General features: G+C 46.1%; 19 protein-coding genes and 8 tRNA genes. 17 read left to right on the top strand and 10 right to left on the bottom strand.

Going from position 1 to position 23,052, the window contains the following annotated elements; translation table 11 throughout:
- Positions 1–97: 97 nt before the first annotated feature.
- On the top strand, positions 98–1,054 hold the full coding sequence (locus tag CBX98_RS20785) for an acetyltransferase (protein ID WP_109170180.1): 957 nt from the start codon (positions 98–100) through the stop codon (positions 1,052–1,054).
- A gap of 73 nt (positions 1,055–1,127) precedes the next feature.
- Here the strand turns inward: CBX98_RS20785 and CBX98_RS20780 are convergent, their stop codons facing one another.
- The 5 genes from CBX98_RS20780 to CBX98_RS20760 form a co-directional block, all read right to left on the bottom strand.
- Positions 1,128–2,273, bottom strand: a complete 1,146-nt coding sequence (locus tag CBX98_RS20780; RefSeq protein WP_172606006.1) for a murein hydrolase activator EnvC — start codon at positions 2,271–2,273, stop codon at positions 1,128–1,130.
- A 25-nt stretch (positions 2,274–2,298) separates the two neighbouring features.
- Positions 2,299–3,120, bottom strand: coding sequence for a serine O-acetyltransferase (cysE, locus tag CBX98_RS20775; protein WP_005395410.1), 822 nt, complete (start codon positions 3,118–3,120; stop codon positions 2,299–2,301).
- 78 nt (positions 3,121–3,198) lie between these two features.
- A complete protein-coding gene (gene gpsA / locus CBX98_RS20770) occupies positions 3,199–4,236 on the bottom strand; it encodes an NAD(P)H-dependent glycerol-3-phosphate dehydrogenase (protein ID WP_006743122.1) in 1,038 nt (345 codons plus the stop codon).
- A 195-nt stretch (positions 4,237–4,431) separates the two neighbouring features.
- A complete protein-coding gene (gene secB, locus CBX98_RS20765) occupies positions 4,432–4,896 on the bottom strand; it encodes a protein-export chaperone SecB (RefSeq protein ID WP_005395400.1) in 465 nt (154 codons plus the stop codon).
- Between the two features lie 246 nt (positions 4,897–5,142).
- Positions 5,143–5,577 (bottom strand): rhodanese-like domain-containing protein, encoded by a 435-nt coding sequence (locus CBX98_RS20760; protein ID WP_005395399.1) that lies wholly within the window; start codon positions 5,575–5,577, stop codon positions 5,143–5,145.
- Between the two features lie 547 nt (positions 5,578–6,124).
- Between CBX98_RS20760 and gpmM the strand changes: the two genes are divergently transcribed.
- Positions 6,125–7,657 carry a 2,3-bisphosphoglycerate-independent phosphoglycerate mutase gene (gpmM, locus tag CBX98_RS20755; RefSeq protein WP_109170179.1) on the top strand — a complete coding sequence of 511 codons (1,533 nt, stop codon included), beginning with the start codon at positions 6,125–6,127 and terminating at the stop codon, positions 7,655–7,657.
- Positions 7,658–7,739: 82 nt separating this feature from the next.
- Here the strand turns inward: gpmM and CBX98_RS20750 are convergent, their stop codons facing one another.
- The 4 genes from CBX98_RS20750 to rsgA all read right to left on the bottom strand — a co-directional run bounded on the left by CBX98_RS20750 (position 7,740) and on the right by rsgA (position 12,381).
- Positions 7,740–8,627: a DMT family transporter gene (locus CBX98_RS20750; RefSeq protein WP_109170178.1), complete on the bottom strand. Its 888-nt coding sequence runs from the start codon at positions 8,625–8,627 to the stop codon at positions 7,740–7,742.
- 132 nt (positions 8,628–8,759) lie between these two features.
- Positions 8,760–10,175 (bottom strand): SLC13 family permease, encoded by a 1,416-nt coding sequence (locus CBX98_RS20745; protein ID WP_012841332.1) that lies wholly within the window; start codon positions 10,173–10,175, stop codon positions 8,760–8,762.
- 167 nt (positions 10,176–10,342) lie between these two features.
- Positions 10,343–11,200 (bottom strand): archaetidylserine decarboxylase, encoded by an 858-nt coding sequence (gene asd, locus CBX98_RS20740; RefSeq protein WP_005395389.1) that lies wholly within the window; start codon positions 11,198–11,200, stop codon positions 10,343–10,345.
- 116 nt (positions 11,201–11,316) lie between these two features.
- The gene (rsgA, locus tag CBX98_RS20735; RefSeq protein WP_109170177.1) at positions 11,317–12,381 is read right to left on the bottom strand and encodes a small ribosomal subunit biogenesis GTPase RsgA; all 1,065 of its coding nucleotides are present in this window, start codon (positions 12,379–12,381) and stop codon (positions 11,317–11,319) included.
- Positions 12,382–12,508: 127 nt separating this feature from the next.
- Here rsgA and orn point away from each other — a divergent pair, with 127 nt between their 5' ends.
- The 9 genes from orn (at position 12,509) to CBX98_RS20690 (ending at position 14,095) form a co-directional block, all read left to right on the top strand.
- Entirely contained in the window at positions 12,509–13,054 is a 546-nt protein-coding gene (gene orn, locus CBX98_RS20730; protein WP_005395387.1) for an oligoribonuclease, read from the top strand.
- Between the two features lie 156 nt (positions 13,055–13,210).
- Positions 13,211–13,286, top strand: a tRNA-Gly gene (locus CBX98_RS20725).
- 42 nt (positions 13,287–13,328) lie between these two features.
- A tRNA-Met gene (locus CBX98_RS20720) sits at positions 13,329–13,405 on the top strand.
- Positions 13,406–13,435: 30 nt separating this feature from the next.
- A tRNA-Gly gene (locus CBX98_RS20715) sits at positions 13,436–13,511 on the top strand.
- A gap of 42 nt (positions 13,512–13,553) precedes the next feature.
- Positions 13,554–13,630 (top strand) — tRNA-Met (locus CBX98_RS20710).
- A gap of 30 nt (positions 13,631–13,660) precedes the next feature.
- Positions 13,661–13,736: transfer RNA gene (locus tag CBX98_RS20705), tRNA-Gly, on the top strand.
- A gap of 36 nt (positions 13,737–13,772) precedes the next feature.
- Positions 13,773–13,848 (top strand) — tRNA-Gly (locus CBX98_RS20700).
- A 35-nt stretch (positions 13,849–13,883) separates the two neighbouring features.
- Positions 13,884–13,959: transfer RNA gene (locus CBX98_RS20695), tRNA-Gly, on the top strand.
- A 59-nt stretch (positions 13,960–14,018) separates the two neighbouring features.
- A tRNA-Met gene (locus CBX98_RS20690) sits at positions 14,019–14,095 on the top strand.
- 619 nt (positions 14,096–14,714) lie between these two features.
- Here CBX98_RS20690 and queG read toward each other — a convergent pair.
- Positions 14,715–15,842 carry a tRNA epoxyqueuosine(34) reductase QueG gene (gene queG, locus CBX98_RS20685; RefSeq protein ID WP_005395385.1) on the bottom strand — a complete coding sequence of 376 codons (1,128 nt, stop codon included), beginning with the start codon at positions 15,840–15,842 and terminating at the stop codon, positions 14,715–14,717.
- 277 nt (positions 15,843–16,119) lie between these two features.
- On the opposite strand from queG, the gene tsaE reads away from it, so the two are divergent.
- The 6 genes from tsaE to hflX all read left to right on the top strand — a co-directional run bounded on the left by tsaE (position 16,120) and on the right by hflX (position 23,038).
- Complete coding sequence (tsaE, locus tag CBX98_RS20675) at positions 16,120–16,584, top strand: tRNA (adenosine(37)-N6)-threonylcarbamoyltransferase complex ATPase subunit type 1 TsaE (RefSeq protein ID WP_005395381.1); 465 nt, start codon at positions 16,120–16,122, stop codon at positions 16,582–16,584.
- Positions 16,578–18,293, top strand: coding sequence for an N-acetylmuramoyl-L-alanine amidase (locus tag CBX98_RS20670; protein ID WP_109170176.1), 1,716 nt, complete (start codon positions 16,578–16,580; stop codon positions 18,291–18,293). The genes tsaE and CBX98_RS20670 overlap by 7 nt, the downstream gene beginning before the upstream one ends.
- An 18-nt stretch (positions 18,294–18,311) precedes the next feature.
- On the top strand, positions 18,312–20,324 hold the full coding sequence (mutL, locus tag CBX98_RS20665; RefSeq protein ID WP_109170175.1) for a DNA mismatch repair endonuclease MutL: 2,013 nt from the start codon (positions 18,312–18,314) through the stop codon (positions 20,322–20,324).
- The gene (miaA, locus tag CBX98_RS20660; protein ID WP_005395375.1) at positions 20,321–21,253 is read left to right on the top strand and encodes a tRNA (adenosine(37)-N6)-dimethylallyltransferase MiaA; all 933 of its coding nucleotides are present in this window, start codon (positions 20,321–20,323) and stop codon (positions 21,251–21,253) included. The genes mutL and miaA overlap by 4 nt, the downstream gene beginning before the upstream one ends.
- Positions 21,254–21,446: 193 nt before the next feature.
- Positions 21,447–21,710, top strand: coding sequence for an RNA chaperone Hfq (gene hfq, locus CBX98_RS20655; protein WP_005381379.1), 264 nt, complete (start codon positions 21,447–21,449; stop codon positions 21,708–21,710).
- A gap of 38 nt (positions 21,711–21,748) precedes the next feature.
- Entirely contained in the window at positions 21,749–23,038 is a 1,290-nt protein-coding gene (gene hflX, locus CBX98_RS20650; RefSeq protein WP_005381380.1) for a ribosome rescue GTPase HflX, read from the top strand.
- The last annotated feature ends 14 nt before the right edge of the window (positions 23,039–23,052 follow it).

The following is a 23,052-nucleotide window of genomic DNA, read 5'->3' as shown; positions in this document are numbered from 1 at the left end:
TGGCTCGAGTTGACTTGTCAAATATGCCACGCACAATAGTCCTCATACCGTTCAGCCCTCTCTGGGATATGACTCTCGATAAAGGAACTATCGCTCCATGAATTACGACATTTTTAATGGCGATGCTGATGGCATCATTGCGCTTCTACAATTACGCTTGGCTGATCCTATCGAGGCTCAGTTAATTACTGGTGTAAAGCGCGACATCAAGCTGGTGGAAAAAGTAGACGTGCAAGCGGGTGATGAGCTAACGGTGTTAGACATTTCGATGGAAAAGAACATGGTAGGCCTAGAGCAAGCATTGGCTCAAGGCGCGCACGTGTTTTACGCCGATCACCATAAGGCGGGTGATATTCCTCAGCATGGCAACTTGGATGCGCACATCGATCTCGATGCCAACATGTGTACGGCGTTGATTGTCGATCAATTGCTAAATGGACGTTTTCACACATGGGCGATTACGGCGGCTTATGGCGATAACATGATCGCGAAAGCAGATGAATTGGCTGACAAGGTCGGATTGTCACACGATCAGAAAGCGCAGCTTAAAGAGCTTGGCACTTTGATTAATTACAACGGTTACGGTTCGAAAGTGGATGACTTACATTTCCATCCTGCGGATTTGTACCAAGCCTTGCTGAAGTACACGTCGCCATTTAATGTAATTGAAGATAAAACTTCGCCTTACTACCAACTGCAGTCTGCTTACCAACAAGATATGGATGCCGCTCTGGCAGTGCCTGCCACGCATGAGAGCGGTAAGCTAAAGCTGTTCGAGCTACCAAACACGGCCGCATCACGTCGAATCAGCGGTGTGTATGGCAACTGGCTGGCAAATCAAAACCCAGATTCTGCTCATGCAGTACTCACCGAAAATGCAGATGGCACTTACACGGTCTCTCTACGTGCCCCGTTGAACAACAAACAAGGCGCCGTTGCCGTGTGTGGACAGTTTCCAACTGGTGGCGGCCGAGAAGCGGCGGCAGGCATCAACACATTAAGCAAAGATGATGTAAGTGCTTTTATTGATGCGGTAGAAACGTACTACGCATAGCATTTGCCAAAATATGAATACAAAAAAGGAGCCGAGTGGCTCCTTTTTTATTATAAGTCGATGAGTCAGATAATCAGCGCTTCAACCAAGATTTCGGGTTTTGCGCTTCACTGTTGCGGCGAATTTCGAAGTAGAGTGATGCGCGATCTTGCCCGCCAGTATCACCCGCAAGAGCGATCACTTCGCCAGCGGTCACGCGATCGCCTTCTTTTTTCGTCAACGCTTGGTTGTAGCCGTAGAGCGTCATGTCACCTTTGCCGTGGTCAAGCAACACCACTAAGCCATAACCGCGTAAATACTCCGCAAATACGACAGTGCCCGGGTAAACGGCTTTCACTTGTTGACCATAATTGGCCGCAAGCACCATTCCCTTCCAGTTTACTTGCCCGGTTTGGCGAGTACCGAAGTTGTGTAATACACGACCTTTGAGTGGCCATGGCAGTTTACCGCGCTGTTTGCCCAGTCCGTCCATTGGCACGGCATTACGCTTAGCCGCTTTGGCGATCTCGGCTTTTAGGCGTGTTTCGTTGCGCTGCAGTTCAGCAAGGTAGCGTTTATCGTTCTTGATACTGCTCTGAATTTTAGTCAGGGTTTGCTTACGTTTGGATTGTGTACTTGCCAGCGCCGTACGTTTCTCAGATTGCTGTTTGAGTAACGTCTCGATTTGCTCTTTTTCTAGCTCAAGCTGGTTTTTGTTGTGTGCCAATTCTTGAGTGGTTTTGGTGATTGCATCAATCACCTCAGCACGCGCTTTGGCTAAGTGCTGGAAGTATTGACTCATGCGGTCTTCTTCCACACCTTGGTTCAACAAGTGCCCATTGGCTTTCGCTCGTTCGGTCACGTAATACGTTTGCAGCAACTGTTTGAGCTCTTCCTCTTGCTCTTGGCGCTGCGCTTCTTGCAAGGCAATTTTCTCTTCTAGCTTGTCTATGTTTTTGTCTGCTTGTGCCAGCTCAGATTTGGTTTGTCTTATTTCGCGCTCAAGTTTAGAAATGCCAAGTTCTTGCTCCTTGAGCGATTTTTGTAGCTCATTGAGTTGCTTTTCTTGGGAAGAGAGAGATTTGCGTTGACGGCTTATCTCACTTGATACGCCTTTGAGCTCTTGTTGACTAGCGGCAGAAGAGGTGAGGGGATATGTGGCAGATAAAGCACAAGTTAATAAAATAGCCGAGCGTAGAACAGGGTGATTTTGTTTTCGCACTTGAGATTTACCTACCACGTTGTTGTCAAAGGTTTGTTGACGATTAAATACCATCTCCATGGATAAAGCTTTGTGATTTACCATTAAAGCCTTGATCCATATCGAGAGAAGGTTTGTCCGTTTTTGGACGACCGACGATTTTCGCAGGAACCCCCGCCACGGTTGTGTGTGGTGGTACTGCTTGCAATACCACAGAGCAAGAGCCGATTTTCGCGCCTTCGCCCACTTCGATATTGCCAAGAATTTTTGCACCTGCACCAATCATCACACCTTCACGGATTTTCGGGTGACGATCGCCGCACTCTTTACCCGTACCGCCTAAGGTAACGTCTTGTAGAATTGAGACGTCATTATCGATAACTGCAGTTTCACCGATGACAATACCCGTTGCGTGGTCGAGCATTATGCCGCTACCAATGCGTGCTGCCGGGTGAATGTCTACCTGACACGCAACCGAAATTTGGTTTTGCAGGTAGGTTGCCAGTGCATGGCGCCCTTGCTTCCATAGCCAGTTTGCCACGCGGTAGCCTTGCAGAGCGTGGTAGCCCTTTAAGTACAGCAGCGGCATAGAGTACATCGAAACTGCAGGGTCGCGATTAACTGTGGCACAAATGTCACAAGCGGCACAATCGGTAATGGTTGGGTCGGCAGAGAACGCTTCTTCTACCACTTCACGTACTGCCATTGCTGGCATCGATGCCGTGTTTAACTTGTTTGCCAAAATGTAGCTGAGCGCGGCACAGAAACTTTCATGCTTGATGATGGTGGCATGGTAAAAGCTGGCCAGCATTGGCTCTTGCTCTGACATTTCGCGGGCTTCTGAGACAATTCTGTTCCAGACTTTTTGTTTTTCGCAGTGTTTCATTCTCAATATCCTGAGTGGTTCTTCCGTGACCCGACAACTTCTATTCTTCTCAGATGAGGTGCGAAGGGGCGTAGAGTGCTACTTTCCTTCGGCTTTTTTGTCACGAGCAAGTAAATCTTGCGCTGCCAGGCGTGCATCCTTCCCTTGATACAATACTTGATAAATTTGATCAACAATTGGCATCTCAACACCCATGCGTTGAGAGAGCATCCATACTTCTTTCGTGTTGCGGTAGCCTTCTACGACTTGGCCAATTTCTTCTTGTGCCGTGTCGACGTCTTTACCTTGACCTAGCGCTAAACCAAAGCGGCGGTTGCGTGATTGGTTGTCGGTACACGTTAGGACAAGGTCGCCCAAACCAGCCATACCCATGAAGGTTTCTGGTTTTGCACCAAGCGCAGCACCAAGACGGCTCATTTCTGCCAAACCACGAGTAATCAATGCAGTACGCGCGTTGGCTCCAAAACCGATGCCGTCAGACATACCCGCACCAATTGCGATAACGTTTTTCACCGCGCCGCCCAATTGCATGCCGATAAAGTCACTATTGGCGTACACGCGGAAGGTTTTGCTGCAGTGGATTTTTTCTTGTAGGTCAGCGACAAATTCAGCATCTGGAGACGCAACTGAAATTGCAGTAGGCATGCCCATCGCGAGCTCTTTGGCGAACGTTGGGCCAGACAATACAGCCAGTGAGTAGTTTTCACCGATAATGTCATAAGCGACGTCTTTCAGCAGACGACCCGTTTCTGGCTCAAGACCTTTGGTTGCCCAGCAGATACGAGAGTCTTCACGTAAGAAAGGCTTACAGCTGTTCAGTACGATGCCAAAAACATGGCTTGGAACCACAACCAATAAATCTCGGCTTGCTTGTACGGCTTTTTCTAAATCCGATTCAATGATCAAGCTTTCAGGGAAATCAACACCAGGTAAGAAGGCGTGGTTCGCGCGATCCGCTTCTAAACGTGCCATGTGCTCAGGCTCGTGTCCCCAAAGGACTACGTTCGCGCCGTTACGAGCGAGTGAGATCGCCAGAGAGGTACCGTATGAACCTGCGCCAATCACCGTCATTGCGATGTCTTTACCGTAAGCATTGTTTGTATTTGCTTGTGTCATGCTACCGCCTAATTGTCTTTCTACTAGTAGAATCTAGTTCCTAATCGTCAAATTTTACGCCTTCTGGCGATTAGGAACTAGGAACTTTTGTCAGAAATAAAAAATGCACATTGCATCGGATGGTAGACGCTCTGTGCATTTTATTAGAGTCGGTGACGTTAGCACTCAGGCTATTCGTCACTTACAAAACGTGAATTACGCTTCAGCTTCGCCTTGTTGAGCTTGCTGTTGTAGGTAGTTCATGAATAGCGCGTCGAAGTTTACTGGCGCTAGGTTCAGTTGAGGGAACGTACCTTTAACCACTAGGCTTGAGATAGTTTCACGAGCGTATGGGAATAGGATGTTCGGGCAGAATGCGCCTAGGCAATGTGCTAGTTGGCCTGCTTCCATTTGCTCAGCAGTGAAGATACCACCTTGTTGAACTTCACATAGGAACGCTGTCTCTTCTTCGTTCTTCACAGTAACGGTTAGACGTAGAACCACTTCGTAAACGCCTTCACCAAGCTCACGGCTTTGAGTGTCTAGGTCTAGTTTAACGTCTGGGTTCCATTCTTTTTGGAAGATTACTGGAGAGTTTGGCGCTTCGAAAGAAACGTCTTTTAGGAAGATGCGTTGAATTGCGAAGTTTTGTTGTGCTTCTTGAGGTGCTGCTTCAGCCATTTTTTAATCCTTAAATAAATATTTGTAGAGCCTAGAAACGTCTAAACTCAGAAAACTGGTATGTCCCGAGACTAACTGAGCCAATCTACCTTGACTAGATGAAGCGTGTATTACGTGCAAAGCGTCACAACTTAATGCTTCAACTGCTTTCAATTTGCTCAGTTTATTATCCACGAAGCTTGGCAAAAACACGCTTGGTGCGTACCTTGTCTTTTGCCTCTGCCACGTTATCGAAGCTGCCGGGTATTACTTTTTACCACGTACTAAAGGCAGGTTCGCTTCGTTCCATGCAATCAAGCCGTTCTTCAGTAGGCTTACTTTTTCAAAGCCTGCTTTTACTAATAGGTTCGCGCTTTCTTGAGCGTTTTGCCCTGTCTTGCATACCACAATGATTGGGTCTGATTTGTGGTTTTCAAGGCTACCAAAGTTACCCGCTTTGATATCTGACGGTAAAATGTGAAGTGAGTCGGTGATATGACCTTTTTTGAACTCGTCCTTTGTGCGGATATCCACTACAACGCCGTTTTCACGGTTCATAAGATGAGTCAGTTGGTTTACGTTGATTTCTTTGTATGCGGCTGTCGCTGACTTCACGATGTTCATGATAAAGGCGACAAGAAGACCTACCCAAACCAAAGATAGAATCATGTTCTGTTGGAAAAATTCAATGTACTCTTGCATGTCTTGAGCTCTTACGCTGTTGGCGGAAAAATAAAGCAGGAGTATAGCGGGGTTAAGCTTCTTAGGCGAGAGGGTTAAAATTTTCTAACGAATAATTGAGATCTCTATAAACCCTTTATGTTATTGCCATCCGTGCATTGGACTATGGTAGCTTGATTGTTTTTGCCTATTGGATTTATCGACTTAAGTGACTTTTGTTTTACCGAAAAAAGCGAACAATAGGTACTAACCAATCTTGTTCGATAATGCTTTAAATAAGCGCTGTTTCGGGTGCAAAAACAAGAATCAGAAGCGTAAGAAAACCGAACCTAGACTGGGGTGTACAAAGCGTATTAGGAATGACTATGCTTGTGGAACACGTTTGTCGGCACTGACTCGTTGTTCGCTTAACTTGTAAGATAGCAACAATAAATCGCAAACATTATTTGATCTTAACCTACAGTTTTGGTTAAAAAGTGTAGTAAAATTACGCTAGTTTTGTTTCAAGGTTAGATAGGGCAGCGAGGCCCTACGCCAAAAGTTACTTAAATTTGATGAGGTCATCACTATGTCAGCTAAGAAGCCACTGGCTCTAGTTATCCTTGACGGTTACGGTTACCGTGAAGACACAGCAAGTAACGCAATTGCGAATGCGAAAACACCAGTAATGGATGCTCTGATTGCGAATAACCCACACACTCTAATCTCTGCTTCAGGCATGGATGTTGGCCTTCCTGATGGTCAAATGGGTAACTCAGAAGTTGGTCACACTAACATTGGCGCAGGTCGCGTTGTATACCAAGATCTAACTCGTATCACTAAATCGATCGCTGACGGTGAGTTTGCTGAAACACCAGCGCTTGTTGAAGCAGTTGATGCTGCTGTTAAAGCAGAGAAAGTGGTACACATCATGGGTCTGATGTCTCCAGGTGGCGTACACTCTCATGAAGACCATATCTACGCAGCGGTTGAAATGGCAGCGGCTCGTGGCGCTGAGAAAATCTACCTACACTGTTTCCTAGACGGTCGTGACACGCCACCACGTAGTGCAGAAAACTCGCTACAACGTTTCCAAGATCTATTCGCGAAACTAGGTAAAGGTCGTGTTGCTTCTCTAGTAGGTCGCTACTACGCTATGGACCGTGACAACAACTGGGATCGCGTTCAAGTGGCTTACGATCTTCTGACTCAAGCGAAAGCTGAGTTTACAGCAGAAACCGCCGTTGCTGGTCTAGAAGCCGCTTACGCTCGTGAAGAGAACGATGAGTTCGTGAAAGCGACAGCAATTAAAGCGGAAGGAGAAGAAGACGCAATCATGCAAGACGGTGATGCGGTTATCTTCATGAACTACCGTGCTGACCGTGCTCGTCAAATCACTCGCGCATTCGTGCCTGACTTTGATGGTTTTGAGCGTGCGGTATTCCCGGCAGTTAACTTCGTTATGTTGACTCAATACGCGGCAGATATCCCTCTAGCAATCGCATTCCCACCAGCGTCTCTAGAAAACACGTACGGTGAGTGGCTGTCTAAGCAAGGTCAAACTCAGCTACGTATCTCTGAAACAGAGAAATACGCACACGTGACTTTCTTCTTCAACGGCGGTGTTGAAAACGAATTTGAAGGCGAAGAGCGCCAGCTTGTTGCTTCTCCAAAAGTAGCCACTTACGACCTTCAGCCAGAAATGAGCTCCCCTGAGCTTACAGAGAAACTGGTTGCGGCGATCAAGTCTGGTAAGTTCGACACTATCATCTGTAACTACCCGAACGCAGATATGGTTGGTCACACTGGCGTTTACGAAGCAGCTGAGAAAGCAATCGAAGCGCTAGATGAAAGTGTTGGCAAAGTAGTTGAAGCAATCAAAGAAGTTGGCGGTCAGCTACTGATCACTGCGGACCACGGTAACGCAGAAATGATGGTTGACCCAGAAACGGGTGGTACTCACACAGCGCACACTAACCTACCGGTTCCTCTTATTTACGTAGGTGATAAAGCGGTTGAGTTCAAAGAAGGCGGCAAACTGTCTGACCTTGCACCAACCATGCTTTCTCTAGCGGGTCTAGAAATCCCAGCAGAAATGACGGGTGAAGTGCTAGTTAAATAATTAACTGACAACTCAGAATGACAAAAGCCCGAGTTTAAACTCGGGCTTTTTTGTATCTGGCAACAAGGGCTGGTCTGTAAGGTTATTGAACCAAAATGCCAGCACCAATCACAGCTAGGGCTGCGCCCAACCATGCAAATCGATTTGGTCGGCGTTTAGTGTAAATCCAGAGTAGCGGTAGCAACATAATTGGCGTGGTTGAAGATAGCAGTGCAACCATACCTACATTTCCTTCTTGCAGTGCGTATAAGATCAGCGTCATGCCGACGGCCATCGCCAAGAAACCGTTAAGCGCAGTAATACCAAATATTCGCCAAGTAATGTGTTGTGTCGAGCGAGCGATTTTGACCCCCAGAACTAACAACATGCTGTGGGCGAAAAATGCACTGATCATTCGAATAGCAGAAGCCGCAACGGGGTCAATGCTGGTTTGCATTACTGGCTTGGCGATGATGCCGCCCGATGCTTGGCACATTGCTGCGGTTAAGCCAAGTCCAATGCCCACCCAGATGTTACCTTTAATGTCTTCCAAGACGTTATTCACTTGGCCTCTTCGACCAAAGAATATCGCCATCACCACGCCGCTAAATACCAATGATGCGCCCAGTAGTTCTATTGTGGTCATGACTTCGCTAAATAAGAAGTAGCCCAAAATGGCAGAGAATACCGCATGGCAGGAAAACAGTAGTCCGGCTTGTCTTGGTCCCATACGATTCAAGCACGCAAACAGAGCGGTATCACCGATGAAAATTCCAATCAGACCCGACGCCATCATTGGCGTTACATGTTCCCAAGAAACCGTTAACCAGCCGCCAGTTATCCAGGCCATTGTTGATAAGATCACGGCCGTACAGCCCATGCGCCAGCGGCTGTAAGAAAATGCGCCTAGGTGTTGTGCAGGAATGACAGAAATAAGGCTAGAAACTGCCCACAAAAAAGCGGCACATAAAGCAAGCCATTCGTAACCCATGATGTGTCGACGTCCTTGTAGATTTGAGGAGTCTTAATATGCACGAAATTTAATGAATGTAAAAGCTGCTCTGTGAGGGCAATAGTTGGCGAACAGCTCCATGACAGCAAGCTCTGTCACGGAGCTTATCGATTAAAACAGCACCAGAACTGCGCCATACACGATAAATAGACCAATCAAACCAAGAATCAGCCCCACTTTCGCCATGTCTTTGCTCTCGATTAGGCCTGTTGAATAAGCCAAAGAGTTTGGTGGCGTGGAAACCGGTAAGATCATGCCAAGTGATGCGGAGAATGCGACGACAACCAGTAAACCTTGTAGGCCACCAACCGCAATAAGGCTTGGCATGGATGTACCAATAGCGGCAGCAATAGGCATTAATAAGTTTGCCGTTGCGGTATTAGACATAAAGTTCGCCATTAACCAACATACGACCGATAGGGCAAAGACAACGGCAAATGGTGATAGTAAGCTGTAATCAATGGCGTGTGCCAATGCTTCGGCTAGACCCGTTTTGTCTAAGGCAATACCAATTGCGATACCACCGGCAACCAGCCATAGCACGTCCCAGTTAATCAGCTTGAGTTCTTCTTTTCCCATAATGCCCGTTAACGTGAACACCGCCAGCGGGATAATCGCAACAACATACGTGTTCATGCCGTGCACTTTTGTCGTCATCCAAAGCACAATGGTTAGTGCAAAAGTGATGTAGACGACGATCGCGCGCCAGCTCTTTTTGAATGTACCATCCAGCTTTAGTTTCATTTCTGGTTCGCTGGACGGAAACAGCTTCTGCAACAAAAACCAAGCAACAGTGAGTTGTATCAGCACAAATGGTAGGCCCATTGTCATCCAAGATAGGAAGTCTATGGCGTTTTCTCCGGTGAGGTATTGGAGCGCTATTGCGTTAGGTGGCGTGCCTATCGGAGTTGCAATGCCGCCAGTATTCGCGGCAATTGGAATGCACAGCACCAGCGCTTTAATCCCTAGATCCCCTTTAGGTGCAGAAGCGACGATTGGACCGAGCAGCGCCAACATCATGACCGTCGTGGCAGTGTTGGACATGAACATTGAAAAAACGGCGGTAATGAGCATCAAACCCAGCATGATGAACTTAGGTTGTGTGCCGAATGGTTTTAGTAGTACTCGGGCGAGATTGTTGTCGAGTTCGTATTTGGAAGCCGCGATGGCGAGGGCAAACCCACCCATAAAAAGAATAATGATCGGTGAAGAGAAGGCAGAGAAAATATCGGTGTAAGCAATTAACTCTCCCAAATCATGCCCCGCTGGTGGATTGCGAAATAGATGCAAACCTTTATCCGATATCATGATCAGTTCAAGAGCGATAATAAGAATGGACGTAGCAAAAACGGGTACCGGCTCAAGAACCCAAAGTAGGGCAGCAAGAAGAAAAATAGCCAACAGGCGATGCTGAATTAAAGTGAGATCATCAATAGGAATAGCATCAATCGGCATCATCAAAACACCGAGCGGAATTAAAAAGCACACCAGCAATTTCGCCAGCGTGTTTACACTCATCTTTGGCATTGGCTGCCCCTCTAAATATTCATCCTAAGTGCAGGATAATTGATTGTGGAATGAAGGTCTTAGAGGCAGGTATGAGTTTGAGAAATAGAGGCTAAATTTTGAACGGGATTTTGCTTTTTATCAATAAAAAGAGCCCTGGAGAAAGGGCTCTTTTAACGGGATTTTGCTTATTTTTTCAAGGCGTAAGGTGTGCCCATTACGGTTGGCTTACCGTTTTCCATGCTTGCGTCAAACTCAATCGCGTCTTTGGCAAACAGGTTAATAACAGTAGAACCCAGTTTGAAGCGGCCCATCTCTTCACCTTTTTTCAAGATCACGGCCTTGTCACCCTCAGCTGGGTAATCCCATTTGTAGACAGTATTGCCACGAGGCGGAGTGATCGTGCCAGCCCACACTTGCTCAATGCTGCCAACAATTGTCGCACCAACAAGCACTTGCGCCATTGGACCAAACTCAGTGTCAAAGATACACACCACACGCTCGTTACGTGCGAATAGATTTGGAACGTTTTCTGCCGTAAGTGGGTTTACCGAGAACAGGTCACCAGGCACGTAAATCATTTGGCGCAGTGTGCCGTCACACGGCATGTGTACACGATGGTAATCGCGCGGAGACAGGTACAGCGTAGCAAAAGATCCATCTTTAAATTCGTTTGCTAAATTCGCGTCACCGCCCAGCAGTTCTTGCGCTGAGAAGTGATGACCTTTTGCTTGGATAAGTTGACCATCTTCAATAGGGCCAAATTGGCTAACACAAGCGTCGGCTGGGTGAGTGATGACGTTTTCGCCTTCAGAAATTGGGCGTGCGCCCTCTTTTAGCTCACGAACGAAAAACTCGTTGAACGTTTTAAAATGCTTAGGATCTGAGTGCTTCGCCTCATCCATGTTCACATTGTATTGTTTGATAAACCAACGAATAACTGCTGTTGTTAGACCGCCAGCTTTTGCTGAAGCCAGTTTACCCATTAGGCGAGTGAGGCCGTGTTGTGGGATCCAGTACTGCAGTCCAACTTTAAACTTGTCCATCTTTAATTCCGATACTTCTGTTAGATTCGCGCTTTAGGGCGCGTGATGTTACTGAAATTTAATTTGCTTGTCAGTATTAGGTGAAGACTTTTTACACAGTTACAGTCTTAACTTAATTACAGATCGGCTTTCTTATTGCGTGAGTACTGACGGTTTGCTTTGTTTTCAACCATGCTTTCCAAAATGCGATGGTAGTTTTCAAAGCGAGTTTCGTTGATTTCCCCTTTCTCAACAGCTTCACGTAGAAGGCAGCCAGGGTCGTCATTGTGCTTACAATCTCTGAACTTACAACCGCCTAAGTATGGTCGGAATTCAACGAATGCTTTCGTTACTTCTTCTGCTTCCAAATGCCAAAGCCCAAATTCACGCACTCCAGGAGAGTCGATCAAGTCGCCACCCGTCGGAATATGATACAAGCGCGCTGCTGTCGTGGTGTGTTGGCCTAAACCTGAGTTCTCGGAAACTTCGCCTTCTTCCACTTCGCTCTCTAGTTCTGGCATTAACGCATTGACTAAGCTAGATTTCCCTACGCCTGATTGACCAACAAAGATATTAATTCGGTCACGCAGCAGAGTTTCTAATTCAGCAATGCCTTCTCCAGATTTCTTGCTGACCAGAAGCACTTTATAGCCAATGCGTTCATATTCTTTGAGCCATTCTTCATACATTGCACGATCATCGGCTTCTAGAAGATCGACTTTGTTTAAGATCAGCAATGGTGCGATATTCAGTGTTTCTGATGCTACGAGGTAACGGTCAATAATATTCAGTGATAGCTCGGGCAGTACCGAGGAGACAATGACCATTTGATCAATATTGGCAGCTACGGGCTTTAGGCCATCGTAGTAATCTGGCCGAGTGAGCACTGAAGAACGAGGTTCTACCGCTTCAACAACGCCAGAAATGCCAGCCATAGACTCCAAGCCTTCGCGCCATAAAACTCGATCGCCAGATACTAAAGATTCGATACCACGGCGAAGGTTACAGCGTTGAATCTCGCCTGTTTCAAGGTCTTCAATATCCGCATGCTGGCCAAAACGAGTGATCACGAGACCTTGTTTGCTTGCGCCTAGCATGTTTTCATCCCACTGGATGGACTCTTCTTGCTTTTTTAAACGCTTTTGTTGGTTGCTGCGTACGCGTCGCACTTGACCTTTGGTTAACTTTTTCTTCTTTGCCACAATTCTGTACTTTATGTGAATTTACTCAAATGGTTGAGCCGTGATCTTGGCTCTGAGTGAGTATCGTGTTTCCCGTATTTTGAGGTATAGTACCTCTTTTATCGATAAACAAATAGGCGGCGTAACCATGTCCTTTAGCGATCAAAACCTAATTTGGGTTGATTTAGAGATGACAGGGCTTGATCCTGAAACGCACAAAATCATTGAAATTGCTTCTATTGTCACGGATAGCGAACTAAATATTTTGGCTGAAGGTCCAGTATTAGCGATTCATCAGCCGGAAGAAGAGCTAGCGAAAATGGACGATTGGTGCACCAATACGCATACGGCAAGCGGCTTGGTGGAACGCGTTCGCAACAGTAAAATCTCAGAACAAGATGCGGTCGCACAAACCATTGAATTCTTAGAAAAATGGGTGCCGAAAGGGGCGTCGCCAATATGTGGTAACAGCATTGGGCAGGATCGTCGCTTCTTGTACAAACACATGCCGGAGTTAGAAGAGTTCTTTCATTACCGATATGTTGACGTCAGCACTCTTAAAGAATTGGCGCGTCGTTGGCAACCTGAAGTATTAAATGGGTTCACAAAACAGGGAACACATTTGGCCTTGGACGACATTCGCGAGTCGATTGCAGAACTTAAGTACTATCGTGGTACTATTTTCAAGATTTAACTGTTAAGGTTGCGATCCAAATTGTTGTAATTTATATCGCTTTTGATTGCTTTTTCATCGTTCAGTAAAAAAATAAAGTTTTTTTGAAGGAAGGACTTGCATCACAAAAAAATGCTCTTATAATTCGCAGCCCTAAACAGCGGAAACGTTGTTGATGCGACACTAGCTCAGTTGGTAGAGCGCAACCTTGCCAAGGTTGAGGTCACGAGTTCGAACCTCGTGTGTCGCTCCAGTTTCATAGTTCTCACGGTACTTAACGGTGACACAATACGGACGCGGGGTGGAGCAGCTTGGTAGCTCGTCGGGCTCATAACCCGAAGGTCGTCGGTTCAAATCCGGCCCCCGCAACCAAATTCCATTAATAGCGACTGCTGTTAATATGCGACACTAGCTCAGTTGGTAGAGCGCAACCTTGCCAAGGTTGAGGTCACGAGTTCGAACCTCGTGTGTCGCTCCAGTTTCATAGTTCTCACGGTACTTAACGGTGACACAATACGGACGCGGGGTGGAGCAGCTTGGTAGCTCGTCGGGCTCATAACCCGAAGGTCGTCGGTTCAAATCCGGCCCCCGCAACCAAATTCCATTAATAGCGACTGCTGTTAATATGCGACACTAGCTCAGTTGGTAGAGCGCAACCTTGCCAAGGTTGAGGTCACGAGTTCGAACCTCGTGTGTCGCTCCAATATATAGCCCTCATCGTGCTTAACGGTGACGAAATGCGACACTAGCTCAGTTGGTAGAGCGCAACCTTGCCAAGGTTGAGGTCACGAGTTCGAACCTCGTGTGTCGCTCCAATATATAGCCTTCATCGTGCTTAACGGTGACAAAAGCGACACTAGCTCAGTTGGTAGAGCGCAACCTTGCCAAGGTTGAGGTCACGAGTTCGAACCTCGTGTGTCGCTCCAGTTTCTTTTTTATAAATGAAAGCAAAGCCTTCATCATCAACAAAGATGAAGCACTCGGACGCGGGGTGGAGCAGCTTGGTAGCTCGTCGGGCTCATAACCCGAAGGTCGTCGGTTCAAATCCGGCCCCCGCAACCAAATACAAGACGATAAATTGAATGCTTATTTATTAGCACAATCCTAAGTCGTCGACGGATGCGCCGCTTGATTCAATTCCTGCTTCTCGCAACCAATCACATCGCTCTTTTCATAATGCTGCGAAGCATGAATCCCCAAAAACTAAATTTTATCCGCATCATATGATGTCGGACGATTTCGTTTGTGTTTAAAACACGATATGAATCGGCTGGCGTACAAGCATGATGAGGTTCTGCATGTTTTATCTACTTTAATTAACAGAGTTATCCACATACGTCGTTCTGTGGATAAGTTAGTTGATAAAGTGTTTTTAGCTTGACTTTTTGCGATGGAGAAGAAAGATCTTTTCGCTGAAGGAAAGTCGAAATAATAACGAAATATTGATTAAGCCTTTGTTAAATAAGAGAAAAATAAGTTTTTTGTCGGATCGGATACGTTAAAATACGATCATTAACTGGTATTTTTTTGATCCTAGTCATTTCTCCAAGCTGTGTTTAACTTTTTTCTGCTAGCTTGTTTTTCTTGAATCTCAAATTTTTTTCCACATTACAAAATTGAGAACAAGGTCATGAATTGAACATGTAAAAGTGCTTTCAATCTCTTGCATATAGACTACGCACTATGCGTCTCTTGGTAGCCCCTTCTCGACTATTCTTATTAAGCGCTGCTTTTTCGTCTCTGTAGATGCTTTATTCTCAATGGGGAGTTGATTCAGTTGCTCGGCCAAAGCCCATTTGATGTGTTCATCAAGTAATTTATTTTCACCTTGTCGACTTTCTAACGCATCAATGACTCGTTGACTGTATTCTGCATTACCAAGTGCGACAGCAATATTACGCAGCCACTGTATATGACCAATGCGACGAATAGCGGAGCCTTCCATATTTTTTAGAAAAGTCGCTTCATCCCAGTTAAACATGTCTACGAGATCCGGGTTTTTGAAACTATCGCGACGATGGAAATCACTCTGCTCCGTTATGTCGGCGTAGCGATTCCATGGGCAAACCAATTGGCAGTCATCACAGCCATAAATGCGGTTACCCATTGGCTTGCGAAACTCTTCAGGGATCACGCCATCGAACTCGATGGTGAGGTAAGAGATGCAGCGTCTAGCATCAACAACTTTGTCTTCAACGATGGCTTGTGTTGGGCATGAGGTAATGCATGCTTTGCATTTACCGCACTGATCAACGCTTGGCTCGTCAACGGGAAGTGGCAAGTCGATAAGTAACTCGCCTAAAAAGAACCACGAGCCACAGTCTTGATCTAAAATCAGGGAATGTTTCCCTGTCCAGCCTAAGCCTGCTTTTTGGGCAAGTGGTCGCTCCAATATTGGTGCGGAGTCGACGAAAGGTCGATAACCATACTGACCAACTTCTTGTTCAATAAGTTTGCCAAGTTTATTCAGTTGTTTTCTGACGAGCTTGTGATAATCACGCCCTAATGCATAGCGACTAATATAGGCATGATTTTTATTCGCTAGGTTCGAAGCGAATTGTGCTTCTGGTGGTAGGTAGTCCATCCGAACGCTGATCACACGAACGGTTCCCGGGAGTAGCTCATTGGGTCTAGCTCGCATCATACCGTGACGAGCCATCCAGTCCATTGAGCCGTGATAGCCTGCATCGAGCCATTTTTGCAGTGCGGCTTCATGCTCACTCAGATCAACGTCGCAGATCCCAACTTTTTGGAAGCCGAGCTCTTTTCCCCAAATTTTGATTTGTTGTGCGAGTTGTTCGTAGTTCATGCTAACCACCGGAATAAAAGGGGGGCGGATCTTAACGGATCTCTGGCTTTGGTGCTACCCAGTTAGGGACGTTTTTGATGCTGTGAATACTGCTTATTGAAGTCATTTGCATATATTCTAAATCTAGGTCGATACTAAGGTGATTAAGATACCGTTCCTTGGATACTTTTTTCGCACATATGACATTTGAAAGCTTGTCTCTCAAAACCAACACGGTTTACTATTCCTGTTCTTTTGATTTTTATATAGTCAACGATCATTAGTTAGAGAAGCATCAATGAGCACGAAACAATTCAATTTAAAAGATGAGCACGAAACGGTTGCACTAGGTACCGCTCTGGCTCACCTTTGTTCGCAACAAACCACAATTTATCTGCATGGTGATTTGGGTGCAGGTAAAACAACCTTTAGTCGTGGTTTTGTCCGTGCTCTTGGCCATCAAGGTAACGTGAAAAGCCCAACTTATACTCTAGTCGAACCGTATCAGTTGGATCAGTGGCAAGTGTACCATTTCGATCTTTATCGTCTTGCGGATCCTGAAGAGCTTGAGTTCATGGGGATTCGAGATTACTTCACAGATGATGCAATTTGCTTGGTTGAATGGCCTGAAAAAGGGCATGGTTTGTTGCCACAACCGGATCTTGATGTGAACATTCGCTACCAAGGTGAGCAGCGTGTAGCCGAACTAACAGCTAATAATGATTATGGTGTGCAGTTACTCAGTCGATTGGAGCTATGTTGAGTTTTTCAAATTTTAGAGTAGTGGCGACGTTTGTCGCCACTTTTCTCCTTCTCATCCCCAATTTAGCATTTGCTAACGTCGTTAAGAGTTTTCGAGTTTGGCCTTCTCCTGATGAAACGCGTGTTGTCATCGATTTAGGCTCGGAAGCTGACTATTCCTATTTCTCTTTATCCGGACCGGATCGTCTTGTCGTGGATTTAAAAAGCACGACCATGCAGGCCAAACTGCCTGTTACTGTTACGGACAGCCCGGTTTTAAAGCTAGTTCGAAAAAGCTCTCCGCCAGAGAAGGGCACCTATCGTTTGGTGTTTGAACTGAAAAAGAGCGTTCAAGCGGAATTGTTTAAATTAAGCCCAACACCTGGCGGGCAATATGGTCACCGTTTGGTGATTGACCTGCCGCACGGTAAGAAAGCATCGACTTCAGCCTCTAAACCGAGCAAGCCAGCGGCGACCAGTAAAGACATGAGTTCAGTTCAACGAGCTCAAGAAGTCTTGATCGTTATCGACCCTGGTCACGGTGGTGAAGATCCTGGCTCTATTGGCCCTTCACGCCGTAAGTATGAAAAAGATGCAGTATTAAGTATTTCACGAAAAATCGCCGCTCAGCTCGATGCTACGCCTGGGATTAAAACGCGTATGACACGTACCGGAGATTACTTTGTGAATCTAAACCGTCGTGTGGCCATTGCCCGTGAAAATGATGCGCACTTACTGATTTCCATTCACGCTGATGCGTTTACCTCACCGAAGCCTCGCGGAGGTTCGGTTTTCGTACTGAATACTCGTCGTGCAAATACTGAAATTGCTCGCTGGGTTGAGAACCATGAGAAACAATCTGAAATATTAGGTGGTTCGGGTAATGCGTTCTTCACTAAGACCAAAGATCGTAACGTGAACCAAACTTTGTTGGACTTGCAGTTTAGTCATTCACAAAAAGAAGGGTATAAACTGGCAACAGAAATCCTTGGTGAGATGGGGCGTGTTGCGCACCTGCATAACACCAAACCGATTAATACTAGCCTTGCTGTTTTACGCTCTCCACAGATTCCGTCTGTATTAGTGGAAACGGGCTTTATTTCTAACCCAACAGAAGAGCGGTTGCTGTTTCAACGAGCGCACCAAGATAAGTTAGCTCAGGCGATCACCAAGGCGGTCGTTAAGTACTTAAAAGATAATCCACCAGAGGGTACGGTATTCTCGCCTTCAGCGAAGCCAATAGTGCATATCGTAAAACGTGGCGAGTCGTTATCGGTGATTGCGAATAAATATGGGCTTAGCTCTAAAGCGCTGATGTCGGCAAACAACTTGAAGTCGACTGGATTAGCAATTGGTCAGAAGCTCAAAATCCCTTCTGCTGGCACGATTAAAGTGCCAAGTAAACCGATTACTGTTGAGACAGAAACCATTATTCACAAGGTTAAGTCAGGTGAGTTCTTAGGTAAGATCGCGAGTCACTATAAAGTGAAGGTTTCAGATATCCGCCGTGAGAACAACTTGAAGTCAGATACCTTGTGGGTAGGACAGAAGTTGAAGATAACCGTCGCTGTCAAAGATAAGCCGATCCGTAAGCACAAAGTTTCTCGAGGTGAATACCTTGGTAAAATAGCGTCCAAATACGGCGTCAGCGTTTCGAGCATTCGTAAAGCGAACAACTTACGCTCCGATCAGCTGGCGGTTGGGCAAGTCCTTATCATTCCAAACAAATAGGTGAGCTTTTAACTCATTATGACGATTAAAATTTTGCCAGCTAGACTTGCAAACCAAATTGCAGCAGGGGAAGTGGTCGAAAGACCCGCCTCTGTGATTAAAGAACTGGTTGAAAATAGTCTTGATTCTGGCGCAACTCGAATCGATATCGATATCGAGAAAGGAGGCGCAAAGCTGATTCGTGTTCGTGATAACGGCAAAGGTATCGCGAAAGATGAACTCGGCTTAGCGCTCAGTCGTCATGCTACATCTAAGATACATACCTTGGATGATCTTGAAGCCATCATGAGTCTAGGTTTTCGTGGTGAAGCGTTAGCCAGTATTAGCTCAGTCTCGCGTCTGACACTCACATCGCGTCCTGCGGCACAAGAAGAAGCTTGGAGTGCCTACTCCGAAGGGCGTGATATGCAGGTGAAGCTTAAGCCTGCAGCGCACCCGATTGGTACGACTGTTGAGGTGTTGGATTTATTTTTTAATACTCCAGCGCGTCGCAAATTTCTGCGTACGGAGAAAACCGAATTTGCTCATATTGATGAGTTATTGAAACGCATTGCGTTAAGCCGCTTTGATGTCACCATCAATGTGCGCCATAACGGCAAGATCATTCGTCAATATCGTGCGGCGAAAAATCAGCTTCAAACCGAAAAACGTATTGCAGCTGTCTGCGGTAATGCGTTTGTGCGGCATATGCTCAGAATCGAGCTTGAGCATCAAGGATTAAAGCTACATGGTTGGATTACCACTCCAGAGGGAGCAAGGCAGCAAAGCGATTTACAGTATTGTTATGTGAATGGCCGAATGATGCGTGACAAATTAATCAATCACGCGATTCGTCAAAGCTATGAAATGAGCTTAAAGCCAGATCAGTTCGCTGCCTATGTGCTCTTTATTGAGTTAGACCCGCACCAGGTAGATGTGAATGTTCACCCCGCTAAGCATGAAGTGCGCTTTCACCAAGCTCGCTTAGTGCATGATTTCATCTATCAAGCTTTGGCGGATGCACTTGCGCAAAGCGCCGTGATTGATAAACCACAGGTTAATGAATCGGCATTTCATCGTGTGGAACCGACTGAGTCCGAAGAGGTTGAGCATTCGCCTGCGCCTGAAAAAGTGCAAAGGCCGACACCTTCACCAGTACCAGAGCGGGTTTATCAAGCGATAGAGAGTACACCGGCTTATCCTGGACGCAGTGATTATGAAGTGAAGCCTCGTAATAGCGGTCCTAGTGAAACCTCCGTGCGAGAGGCGCGCGTAGTGGAGTCATTCAAACGTAATGATTGGGTGGAATCCAAATCCGCACCAAAGCCGAATCACAGTAAAGAGCGCCATGTTGAGCCAGCACCAAGCAAGCAAGAAGTGCGCGCTTATCACGAGTTGTTGAAAACGCCAGAGTTTGAGTCTCAATCCGTAACGCCGATAGTGCCCCAAAAGGCAACTTCGCATGCATCACTTCCATCGATTAATGCATTAGGCAAAGCGCTAGTGATGGTCGATGAGCAATTTGTTTTGATGAGCAGTGACAGTGGGGCGGCGTTAGTCTCGTTACCTAGAGCGGAATTTTATCGTGTAAAAGGGCAGCTCACTCCAAGCGATGGCGCGCTTAAAGCACAGCCTTTACTCGTTCCTCTATCTATTAAGTTAGAGGCCGAGTTAGTGAAGCTGGCTCAAGATTATCAACAAGATTTGGCGTTACTTGGCATTCAATTGAAAGCGAGAAATGAGCAAGCCTTAATGGTGATGGGCGTTCCCGCGCCGCTACGTCAACAAAACTTACAAAATCTAGTACCAGATCTGTTATCTTACGCGCAATCTTGTGTGAAGGAAGGTATAGCAACGGCTCAGATGCTGTCTGAGTTGATAGATTGGCTCGCATTGCAGGTCACGACAGTGAAGAGTCACTATACTTTTTCTGAAGCAATTCAAATTATTGCGGAACTTGAACAGCTAAGAGATGGTCAATTGCCATTAGAAGATACAAAATTTGTATCCGCTGTTGATTTCTCTGCCACGATAGCCAAATTAAAACCATGACAGATAAACTACCTTTGGCGCTATTTTTAATGGGGCCAACTGCATCAGGCAAAACTGAGTTGGCGATTCGTCTTCGTCAAAAGTTCCCGGTTGAGATCATCAGTGTTGATTCTGCTTTGATCTATAAAGGGATGGATATCGGTACGGCGAAACCGGATGAAAAAGAGTTAAGTTTAGCGCCTCATCGCTTGATTGATATTTTGGATCCGAGCGAATCTTACTCTGTAGCCGACTTTCGTCGTGATGCATTGAAAGCGATGGATGATATTGTTGCAGAAGGAAAAATTCCACTCTTAGTGGGTGGGACAATGCTGTATTATAAGGCGCTACTTGAAGGTTTATCCCCACTTCCTGCTGCAAATCCTGAAATTCGTCAGCAAATTGAACAAGAAGCATTGACTAAAGGTTGGTCAGTGTTGCACGATGAACTCAAAGAGGTTGATCCTGTGTCAGCAGCGAGAATCCATCCCAATGATCCCCAACGTTTATCTCGGGCATTGGAAGTTTTTCGTATTTCAGGTAAAACTTTGACTGAATTGACTCAAACGAAAGGTGAAAGCCTGCCATACCGAGTCAAGCAGTTTGCAATAGCTCCCAAGGATAGGGCAGAACTTCACCGTCGAATTGAACTTCGTTTCGAAAAGATGATGGAAGCGGGCTTTGAAGAAGAAATGAAAGCGCTACATTCGCGAAAAGATCTTCACCCCGATCTTCCTTCCATACGATGCGTCGGTTACCGACAGATGTGGGAGTATTTAGATGGGGAGTGTACACGTGACGAAGCAGTATTTCGTGGCGTATGCGCGACTCGTCAATTGGCCAAGCGTCAAATCACCTGGTTACGCAGCTGGGATGACTTAACTTGGTTGGATAGCGAGAACATTGAACAGGCATTAGAAACGATGTCGGAAGCAATAGCATCTGATTGACATAGCTGTGTATAATGTGATCGTTTTTGCGTGAACGCACTCTCAAAGGATCTGTTGTTGGCGGTTTTTATACTATGCTGCTAATTACTTAGAGTGCATTTTTGATTCGTTTAGCTCAGATGCAAAAGCAGTATCTTTTGCATTGCACCACTAGCTAAATAATTACAACTACAAATTAAATAAGGAAAATAAAATGGCTAAGGGGCAATCTCTACAAGACCCATTTCTAAACGCGCTACGTCGTGAGCGTATCCCGGTATCTATCTACCTTGTGAATGGTATTAAACTACAAGGTCAGATCGAATCGTTCGATCAATTTGTGATCCTGCTGAAGAATACTGTTAACCAAATGGTGTACAAGCACGCGATCTCAACAGTTGTGCCGGCTCGTCCAGTGAGCCATCACAGCGGTGAACGTCCACAAGGTGAGCGTCCACAAGAGAAATCAGAAGATTAATTCTTCATCGAGTATTTTTAAAATAAGGAGTTGATTGCTTGTTTGACCGTTATGAATCCGGTGAGCGAGCCGTACTTGTTCATATCAACTTCACGCAAGAAGGTGAATGGGAAGATCTGGCTGAGTTCGAAATGCTGGTTTCTTCTGCTGGGGTAGAGGCGCTACAAGTGGTAACTGGTAGTCGTCAATCCCCACACCCGAAATACTATGTCGGAGAGGGTAAGGCCCAAGAGATTGCTACTGCGGTACAGTCGACAGGTGCCGAAATTGTGATTTTTAATCACGCCCTCTCTCCTGCCCAAGAACGTAACCTCGAAGCACTGTGCCAATGTCGAGTTCTCGACCGCACTGGTCTTATTCTCGATATCTTTGCTCAACGAGCTCGAACACACGAAGGTAAGCTACAGGTAGAGCTGGCTCAACTTCGTCATATCTCTACTCGTTTGATTCGTGGTTGGACGCACCTTGAAAGGCAGAAAGGGGGTATCGGTTTACGTGGCCCGGGTGAAACCCAGCTGGAAACCGACCGTCGCTTATTGCGTGACAGAATCAAAGCCATCCTGCGACGCTTAGACAAAGTAGCGAAGCAGCGTGAACAAGGGCGCCGCGCCCGAAATCGAGCTGAAATCCCAACGGTTTCACTTGTGGGTTACACCAACGCGGGTAAGTCGACACTCTTCAACCGTATTACAGAAGCTGGCGTGTATGCCGCTGATCAACTATTTGCTACTTTGGACCCGACTTTACGTAAGATAGAGTTAGCAGATGTTGGGCCTGCCATTTTGGCAGACACGGTTGGTTTTATTCGACATTTGCCTCACGACTTGGTTGCGGCCTTCAAGGCAACCTTGCAGGAAACGCAAGAAGCTGACATTTTGTTACATGTTGTTGATGCCAGTGATGAGCGTTTTCGTGAGAATATTCAAGCTGTTCATGAAGTACTAGAAGAGATCGACGCACATGAAGTGCCGACTCTGGTTGTCATGAACAAAATCGACAATCTAGATTCGCAGAAACCACGTATAGAACGAGACGAGGAAGGCGTACCTCGCGCAGTTTGGGTTTCAGCAATGGATGGGTTGGGCATTGATGTCCTGTTTGAGGCACTGACGGAACGTCTGGCGTCACAAATGGTCGAGCATCAGTTGCGAATTCCTCCACAGTATCAAGGACGATTCCGTAGTACCTTCTTCCAAATGAAGTGTATTCAACGTGAGGAATATGACCAGGATGGTAACTTGTTGATCGATATTCGAATGCAGCAAGTAGATTGGTCTAGACTTGAAAAAAGAGAAGGGGCAGTTTTGACTGGCTTTATAGTCACTTAAAGGACTGCTACAGT

It is taken from the genome of Vibrio sp. T9, from assembly GCF_003123985.1.
GTDB classification, from domain to species: Bacteria; Pseudomonadota; Gammaproteobacteria; order Enterobacterales; family Vibrionaceae; genus Vibrio; species Vibrio diabolicus.
The sequence above is the reverse complement of the archived record's forward strand: the minus strand, read 5'-3'. Positions and strand labels throughout refer to the sequence as shown.

Excerpts from the sequence above, each read along its gene's own strand:
- CBX98_RS20785 (WP_109170180.1), top strand. The coding sequence starts at position 98 with ATGAATTACGACATTTTTAATGGCGATGCTGATGGCATCATTGCGCTT.
- cysE (WP_005395410.1), bottom strand. The coding sequence starts at position 3,120 with ATGAAACACTGCGAAAAACAAAAAGTCTGGAACAGAATTGTCTCAGAA.
- gpsA (WP_006743122.1), bottom strand. The coding sequence starts at position 4,236 with ATGACACAAGCAAATACAAACAATGCTTACGGTAAAGACATCGCAATG.
- secB (WP_005395400.1), bottom strand. The coding sequence starts at position 4,896 with ATGGCTGAAGCAGCACCTCAAGAAGCACAACAAAACTTCGCAATTCAA.
- CBX98_RS20760 (WP_005395399.1), bottom strand. The coding sequence starts at position 5,577 with ATGCAAGAGTACATTGAATTTTTCCAACAGAACATGATTCTATCTTTG.
- gpmM (WP_109170179.1), top strand. The coding sequence starts at position 6,125 with ATGTCAGCTAAGAAGCCACTGGCTCTAGTTATCCTTGACGGTTACGGT.
- CBX98_RS20750 (WP_109170178.1), bottom strand. The coding sequence starts at position 8,627 with ATGGGTTACGAATGGCTTGCTTTATGTGCCGCTTTTTTGTGGGCAGTT.
- CBX98_RS20745 (WP_012841332.1), bottom strand. The coding sequence starts at position 10,175 with ATGCCAAAGATGAGTGTAAACACGCTGGCGAAATTGCTGGTGTGCTTT.
- asd (WP_005395389.1), bottom strand. The coding sequence starts at position 11,200 with ATGGACAAGTTTAAAGTTGGACTGCAGTACTGGATCCCACAACACGGC.
- orn (WP_005395387.1), top strand. The coding sequence starts at position 12,509 with ATGTCCTTTAGCGATCAAAACCTAATTTGGGTTGATTTAGAGATGACA.
- queG (WP_005395385.1), bottom strand. The coding sequence starts at position 15,842 with ATGAACTACGAACAACTCGCACAACAAATCAAAATTTGGGGAAAAGAG.
- tsaE (WP_005395381.1), top strand. The coding sequence starts at position 16,120 with ATGAGCACGAAACAATTCAATTTAAAAGATGAGCACGAAACGGTTGCA.
- CBX98_RS20670 (WP_109170176.1), top strand. The coding sequence starts at position 16,578 with ATGTTGAGTTTTTCAAATTTTAGAGTAGTGGCGACGTTTGTCGCCACT.
- mutL (WP_109170175.1), top strand. The coding sequence starts at position 18,312 with ATGACGATTAAAATTTTGCCAGCTAGACTTGCAAACCAAATTGCAGCA.
- miaA (WP_005395375.1), top strand. The coding sequence starts at position 20,321 with ATGACAGATAAACTACCTTTGGCGCTATTTTTAATGGGGCCAACTGCA.
- hfq (WP_005381379.1), top strand. The coding sequence starts at position 21,447 with ATGGCTAAGGGGCAATCTCTACAAGACCCATTTCTAAACGCGCTACGT.